This window comes from Rhodococcus sp. EPR-134, assembly GCF_001647205.1.
GTDB lineage: Bacteria > Actinomycetota > Actinomycetes > Mycobacteriales > Mycobacteriaceae > Rhodococcus_F > Rhodococcus_F qingshengii.
Genome location: NZ_LVCT01000045.1, coordinates 1 through 7,451, shown reverse-complemented (window position 1 = coordinate 7,451; position 7,451 = coordinate 1). Strand labels below are relative to the sequence as shown.

Sequence of the window (7,451 nt, the reverse complement as noted above, 5' to 3'; positions counted from 1 at the left end):
CCACCGATCCCGAACCGACGCCGATCCGATCGCCGGCCGCGAACCCAGCCATCACCCTGGTTCCACTGACTGCGAGTGCGCCGAGACCGACACCGATCAGGGCGCCGCAGCCCACCGGTAGCGAGATGGACGTCAATGCCGCCGCGACCGCAACGAGTACCGCGACGCCGACCAATCCCGTACCGACGGCGGTGGCCGCCGCCGAGTCGACGAGCGGTTTGACCAGAAAGATCGGATCCTGCGAACTGAAGGAAGGACCGAACAGGGAGAGCACGAACACCACCGCGGCCAGAATCAGCAGCGCTGTCGGCCACCCACCGATCCGCCCGCCAACCGATCGCCCGTCGAATTCCGCGGCGCGAGCGCTGCCGTATCCGTCCCGCTCCGATTCACGATGGACGACCATGAAGCCGAGGACACCGGACACCACAAGAAGTCCGTGGCCCGCGAGCGCGAGATAAGCGCCCGGACCCGCATCGATCGAACCCGCCGAAATCGGACGGAAAAGGTCCAAGCGGTTTGCATCGATTGCGTCGACGAACAACTGAACGTCGAGGATCGCCGCGCCGAGGGACACCGCGCCGATACCTGCCAGGAGTCCACCTGCGAAGGCGGGCCTGCGCCCCGAGGTGAGCACCGCAACCAGCGGCACGACGATCGTGCAGACGGCAGCGAAGAGAGCGGCGGAAGCAAGAGCCCCCGTCGTGTCGACCCCGCGGCCACTCCCGACTCCGACGACGGGACTGGCTGCCACTCCGACGGCACCGAGCAGTCCGATTACCGCCGCGAGTGGCGCCCCGGACTTCACTCCGGGGTCGTCGAAACGCGCCTGCGACGTAGTTCCAGGTGTTGTGGACACTCGATCGACGGTAGTGCCTGAATGGACCGGTGATCCGGTTGTGACACGCGTGATCACGAAACGAGATGATTCGTCCGTTTTGCCCGGATCGACATATTCCCAGGTCAAGCTGTGAGGCACGTCACATAATCGGACAGGTTTCCGCTACGGCTTGCGCCCATCGCAATCATTTCGTTACCGTCAGTCGGTCTAAGTCACGGGCTGATCACGAACTCGAGGAGAGAACCGGCATATGCATCACCGCAGCCAGTTCACCGCTAGTAGGTTCTCGAACTCAGCTCCAGACGAGGTCACGACCACTTATCCAACGCACTCGGCCAGGCGTTACACCGAGACCAAAAGTTCTGAGATCTCTACCGATATGTTCACTCGAAATTCATCCTCCACGTCGTCAGATTCCGACTCTCACCAGTTCGTCGAGTCCGACGTGATCAGCACCCCCACTTACGCTTCCTCCGCACCGACAGTCGATGTCGAATCTCCGGTTCGCCGCAGCGGTGCTCACCGACTCCCCACCCCTCCCTCCGCTCTCAAGGGCCGCGCCGCCGTTCTGGCAGTTGCAGCCGGCGCGGTTGTCGCCGCGGGCCAGGCAGTTGTCAACGACGGTTCCTCTTCTGCCGCCGACCACTCGGAAGTTGCACTCGCCAACGAGTCCTCCGCGATCGGTACCACCGCAGAACCGCAGGCCGCTCAGTTCGCTCCGGCCACCTCCACGGCAGCCACCACCGAGGCCGACGCTCCGCAGGTCCTCAACGTCGCAGCGCCGACCGACCTCTCCCAGTTCAGCAACCTGCTTGCCAAGGGCCAGCGTTTCAGTGACGAGCGCGCAGCACGCGAAGCCGCTGCCCGTCGCCCGCTGTTCGTCCTGCCGGCAGTTGGCACGTTCACGTCCAATTTCGGCACCCGCTGGGGCACCCTGCACGCCGGCGTCGACATCGCCGCCCCGATCGGGACGCCCATCGTCGCCGTCGCCGACGGCAAGGTCATCGATTCAGGTCCGGCTTCCGGGTTCGGCATGTGGGTACGCCTACAGCACGCAGACGGAACGATCACCGTCTACGGCCACATCGACACGTCCACCGTCACGGTCGGTCAGCAGGTCATGGCCGGCGACCAGATCGCCACTGTCGGCAACCGCGGCTTCTCCACCGGCCCGCACCTTCACTTCGAGGTTCATCTCGCCGGCGAGAACAAGATCGATCCCCTCCCCTGGCTCGCCTCACGCGGCATCAGCCTCGGCGTCGAGCAGGACTGATCGCAAGCCCAACGCTTCTGATGAAAAACTTCCGGCCCGTACCTTTCCAGGTACGGGCCGGAAGTTTTTGCCTGTCTTCTACAGCTTGACCATCGGCACACCGCCGATGAGCATCAACCGCACCTTGCCCGCGCTACCGAAGTCGATGGTGACCGTCGCGGTGGGGCCAGTGCCCTTGGTTTCCAACACGGTGCCCAGACCGTACTTGTCGTGACTGACGCGGTCACCCGTGGCGAGGACCAGAACGTTGTTGCGGCCACGCGCGGCACCGAAACTGGGAGTCGACGCGGCCTTGCCGGACCCTCCCCCGTAGTTCTGCCCGCCGCCGTATCCCTGGCCGCCCTGGCTGCCGTAGCGGCTTCCGCTGCCGTAACCCGGCCTGCCGCTTCCGAATCCGCCACCGGTGCCCGGATCCTCACGGCGCCAGTTGATCAGGTCCTCCGGGATCTCCTGGATGAACCGCGACGCCGGGTTCTGGATCGGTTGCCCCCACGCCGAACGCATGATCGCGCGCGTCAGGTACAGGCGCTGCCTGGCACGGGTGATGCCGACGTAAGCAAGTCGACTCTCTTCGGACAGCTCCGCCGGATCGCCGAGGGCGCGCATGTGCGGGAACTGCCCGTCCTCCCAACCGGTGACGAAGACGACCGGGAACTCGAGGCCCTTGGCGGTGTGAAGCGTCATCATGGTCACGACGCCGTCGTCGGAGTCCGGCAGTTGATCGGCGTCGGCGACAAGCGATACCCGTTCGAGGAAGGCGGCAAGCGAACCCGGATCGGGTTCACCTTCACGCATTGCTGCGGTTTCCTCGTCGTCCGGATCGATCAGCCCGGCCGCGTTTCGCGCGTCGGAACTGAATTCCCTTGCCACGCTGACGAGTTCGTTCAAGTTGTCGAGTCGCGCGCCATCCTGCGGATCGCTGCTCGCCGCAAGCTCGGCGCGGTAGCCGGTGCGCTCGAGCACCGCCTCGGCAACCTCACCGATGTCACCGAGCTCGAACGGTTCGTCCTCGTCGGCGGCCGCTGTCGGTAGCAGGGCCCGCAGCCCGTCCATCATCTCGAGGAACGACGCGATGGCCTTCTGTGACCGCGTATTGAGCAGCGCCACTTTGCCTTCCGCGCCGTCACGGAGAGCGGCGGCGAAGCTGATGTTGCGATGCTCGGAGTGCACGGCGACGCAGGCTTCGGCTCGATCACCGATACCGCGTCGGGGCGTGTTGAGAATGCGTCGCAGGCTCACGGTGTCGTCCTCGTTGGCGAGGACGCGCAGATACGCGACGATGTCCCGAACTTCCTTGCGCTCGTAGAAGCGAACGCCGCCGACCACCTTGTACGGCACTCCGAGTCGAATGAAGATCTCCTCGAGCGCGCGCGAGGAGTTGTTGGTCCGGTAGAACACCGCGATGTCGGCGAACTTGGTCTCGCCCTGGTCCACCAGCCGATCGATCTCCGAGGCGACAAACGATGCTTCGTCGTGCTCGTTGTCTGCAACGTAGCCGACGATCAGTTCGCCTTCACCCGAATCGGTCCACAGACGCTTTTCTCGTCGACCGGTGTTCTTGGAAATCACGGAGTTGGCCGCAGACAGAATGTTCTGCGTCGAACGGTAGTTCTGTTCGAGAAGGATGGTCCGAGCATCCGGGTAGTCGCGTTCGAACTCTTCGATGTTGCGGATAGTGGCTCCGCGGAATGCGTAGATCGACTGATCGGCGTCACCGACGACGCACAGTTCGGCCGGGGCAACGGCGTGGTCGGACTCGCCGGCTCCACCGACCAGTTCACGCACAAGCATGTATTGCGCGTGGTTGGTGTCCTGGTACTCGTCGACGAGCACGTGACGGAAGCGGCGGCGGTAGTACTCGGCGATCTGTGGAAACGCCTGAAGAAGCGCGACGGTCTCACCGATGAGATCGTCGAAGTCGAGTGCGTTCGCCGCACGCAGCCGCTGTTGGTAGTGGCCGTAGACCTTGGCGATCAGTCGCGGAAGTTCGGCCGGATCCTGATCGGCTGCGACAACCGCCTCTTCCGGTCCGACGAGTTCGTTCTTCAGGTTGGAGATGTGAGTGGCGAGAAGGCGCGCGGAGAATCGTTTGGTGTCGAGCTCGAGGTCCTTCGAGATCATCGTCAGCAGTCGACGCGAATCGTCGGAATCGTAGATCGAGAAATTCGAGTTCAAACCGGGCAGGAGCGCCGCCTGTGCTCGCAGGATCCGCACGCAACTGGAGTGGAACGTCGATACCCACATGGCGTTGGCACGCGGTCCGACAAGAGCTGCCACACGCTCGCGCATCTCGGCCGCAGCCTTGTTGGTGAACGTGATGGCCAGGATCTGACCGGGGGTGACACCCCGTTCGGCCAACAGATAGGCGATGCGACGCGTCAGCACTGCAGTCTTGCCCGAGCCGGCGCCCGCGACTATCAGCAACGGCGAACCGGCATGGACCACGGCCTCGCGCTGTTGCGGGTTGAGACCCTCGAGGAGGGCGTCCGAACCCGCGTCGTGTCCCCGCGCGCCGCCCCCGTCGTGCTGGGAATGTCCGTCGTGCTCACCGAGTGCTGGGTACGTGTTCATCGCCTGTCCACGCTACCGGCGTCCACCGACACGGTCGTCAGTGCGTCCACCTGCTGGTAGAGGCACTTGGATTACCTGTGTCGAGCATGGCAAACTGGACGCTATGTTCAGCATTTCCGTTCGCGACAACACGGCCGACCCCGTCGGCCCGCTGTGGCGTTACTTTACGTGCCCCGGACCTCGGTGCACGTGATCTGAACAGCTCACCCGCCCCTGGTCCGAATCGGATCCGGGGCATTTTCGTCAGTGTGCCTGGATCGGTAACGACCCGAGCCGAGACCACGATCCACGCAGTAGGAAGAGGAGACGAATAGCAATGAGCACCCAGGCTGCAGCCCCCCATGGAAATACTGTCGATACTGTAAAAACTGCTCCGACAGACGTCGAGATCCCCCAGAGTGAGGCGGAGATCGACGAACTACGGAAAGAAATCGACCGTCTCGACGCCGAGATCCTCGCGGCCATCAAACGCCGCTCCGAGGTCTCCCAGATCATCGGCCGTACCCGGATGGCATCGGGTGGTCCGCGTCTGGTGCACAGCCGCGAGATGAAGGTCCTAGAACGATTCAACGAGCTGGGCCAGGAAGGCCACACTCTCGCGATGCTGCTCCTGCGCCTGGGCCGCGGACGCCTGGGCCACTAGCGCACACCCAGATCACTTGCGAACGGCCACATCGGATGCCTCTGGCAGTCCCGATGTGGCCGTTCGCGTGTGTATCAGCTCTCGAGCGCGATGTACTTCGTGTTCAGGTATTCCTCGATCCCCTCGGTCCCGCCCTCGCGGCCGAATCCGGATTCCTTCACGCCACCGAACGGCGCTGCCGCGTCCGAGATCACTCCGCGGTTGACGCCGATCATTCCTGATTCCAGTGCGTCGGAAACCCGAAGCGCACGGTCGAGATCCCTCGTGAAGATGTACGCGGCCAGTCCGAACTCGGTGTCGTTGGCGGCTGCGATTCCCTCGGCTTCGGTGTCGAAGCCGGTGATCGCGGCGACGGGTCCGAACACCTCTTCTTTCAGAATCCGCGCGCTGGCCGGAACGTCTGCCAACACCGTGGCTGGATAGAAGTACCCTTCACCACCCGGCGCTTCGCCGCCCAGTCGCACCTTCGCCCCGGCATCCACCGCATCTGCAACCAACTCCGCGACCGTGTCGAGCTGGTTCTGGTTGATCAGCGGCCCGAGCTTCGTCTCCGGGTCGGTACCGGGTCCCATCGTGAAAGTCGCCATCTTCTCGGTCAGCTTGGTCGTGAACTCTTCACGCACGGCGTTGGCGACGTGGAACCGGTTGGCGGCGGTGCATGCTTCGCCACCGTTGCGAAGCTTCGCCAGTACCGCGCCCTCGACTGCCTTGTCGACGTCCGCGTCGTCGAACACCACGAAGGGTGCGTTGCCACCCAATTCCATCGACGTGCGGAGCAATCGCTTCGCGGACTTCTCCACCAGCATCTTGCCGACGCCGGTGGACCCGGTGAAGGTGAGCTTGCGCAGTCGAGGGTCGTCGATGAGAGGGCCGGTCACTTCACCGGATTTCGATGTCGGCAACACCGAGAGGACTCCGTCGGGCAACCCGGCTTCGGCCATGAGCTGAGCAAGCAACAACATCGTCAACGGGGTCTCCGAGGCGGGCTTGACGATGATCGTGCAGCCGGCGGCCAACGCCGGGCCGATCTTGCGGGTACCCATCGCCAACGGGAAATTCCAGGGAGTGATGGCCAGACACGGTCCGACCGGCGCCTTGGTGACAAGGATCCGGCCGTTGCCCGCCGGCGCCGGCGTGTAGCGCCCGCCGATGCGAACGGCCTCCTCGCTGAACCACCGGAAGAACTCCGCCCCGTACTTCACCTCGGCGCGACTTTCGGCGAGTGCCTTGCCCATTTCGAGGGTCATCAGCAGCGCCACGTCCTCGGCTCGCTCGGTGATCTTCTCGAAGACGGCTCGCAGGATTTCACCACGCTCGCGCGCAGGTGTGCTCGCCCACTTCGACGAGACGGCGACGGCTTCGTCGAGAGCGCGCAGCGCGTCCGCGGGGCTCGCATCGGCGACATCGGTCAACGATTTCCCGGTCGCCGGATCCGCCACCGGGAAGGTCGCGTTGTTCTCCGCGGGCACGAACCGACCGCCGACGAACAACTGGGTGGGAACTGATCGAATGAATTCGAATGTGTCCATGGGTTCCATGATGCTCGTCGGAGCCGCGTCCGTCTGCCCGCGAGCGAGACTCACGCGGAAGTTTCCAGCTTGTGCCACTAAAGTCGATGATCGTGAGCACTGACATCACCGGAACCTCAGCCTGGCAGAAACTGCGCGCTCATTACGCCGACATCGAAGGCGTTCACCTGCGAGAACTCTTCCAGGACGATCCAGCCCGCGGGCGAGAGCTGACGATCGACGCCGGTGATCTTCACATCGACTACAGCAAGCATCGCGTCAGCCGCGAGACTCTCGCGCTGCTCGTCGACCTGGCCCGCGAGGCCGGCGTCGAGGCACGACGCGACGCGATGTTCGCGGGCGATCACATCAACACTTCCGAAGACCGCGCCGTACTGCACACAGCGCTGCGTCTGCCCAAGGATTCTGCTCTGACCGTCGACGGTCAAGACGTCGTCGCGGACGTTCACGAAGTTCTGGACGCGATGGGCGCTTTTGCCGATCGTGTGCGCAGCGGCGAGTGGACCGGAGCTACCGGCAAGCGCATCCGCACCATCGTCAACATCGGCATCGGCGGTTCCGACCTCGGGCCGGTGATGGTCTACCGCGCACTAC

4 protein-coding genes and 2 pseudogenes are annotated in these 7,451 nt (G+C 64.1%); 3 read left to right on the top strand and 3 right to left on the bottom strand.

Annotated features, from left to right (window positions below; translation table 11 throughout):
• Window positions 1–859 (bottom strand): annotated as a pseudogene (locus A2J01_RS02270) (hypothetical protein); the annotation flags it as partial.
• 232 nt (window positions 860–1,091) lie between these two features.
• Here A2J01_RS02270 and A2J01_RS02265 point away from each other — a divergent pair.
• Window positions 1,092–2,114: a M23 family metallopeptidase gene (locus A2J01_RS02265; RefSeq protein WP_064111766.1), complete on the top strand. Its 1,023-nt coding sequence runs from the start codon at window positions 1,092–1,094 to the stop codon at window positions 2,112–2,114.
• Between the two features lie 78 nt (window positions 2,115–2,192).
• Here the strand turns inward: A2J01_RS02265 and pcrA are convergent, their stop codons facing one another.
• Complete coding sequence (gene pcrA, locus A2J01_RS02260) at window positions 2,193–4,685, bottom strand: DNA helicase PcrA (RefSeq protein ID WP_064111764.1); 2,493 nt, start codon at window positions 4,683–4,685, stop codon at window positions 2,193–2,195.
• Between the two features lie 316 nt (window positions 4,686–5,001).
• On the opposite strand from pcrA, the gene A2J01_RS02255 reads away from it, so the two are divergent.
• Entirely contained in the window at window positions 5,002–5,328 is a 327-nt protein-coding gene (locus tag A2J01_RS02255) for a chorismate mutase (RefSeq protein WP_003946362.1), read from the top strand.
• A gap of 74 nt (window positions 5,329–5,402) precedes the next feature.
• On the opposite strand, the gene A2J01_RS02250 is transcribed toward A2J01_RS02255, so the two are convergent.
• The gene (locus A2J01_RS02250; RefSeq protein WP_007727613.1) at window positions 5,403–6,857 is read right to left on the bottom strand and encodes an NAD-dependent succinate-semialdehyde dehydrogenase; all 1,455 of its coding nucleotides are present in this window, start codon (window positions 6,855–6,857) and stop codon (window positions 5,403–5,405) included.
• Between the two features lie 86 nt (window positions 6,858–6,943).
• Between A2J01_RS02250 and A2J01_RS02245 the strand changes: the two are divergent.
• Window positions 6,944–7,451, top strand: a pseudogene (locus tag A2J01_RS02245) (glucose-6-phosphate isomerase); the annotation flags it as partial.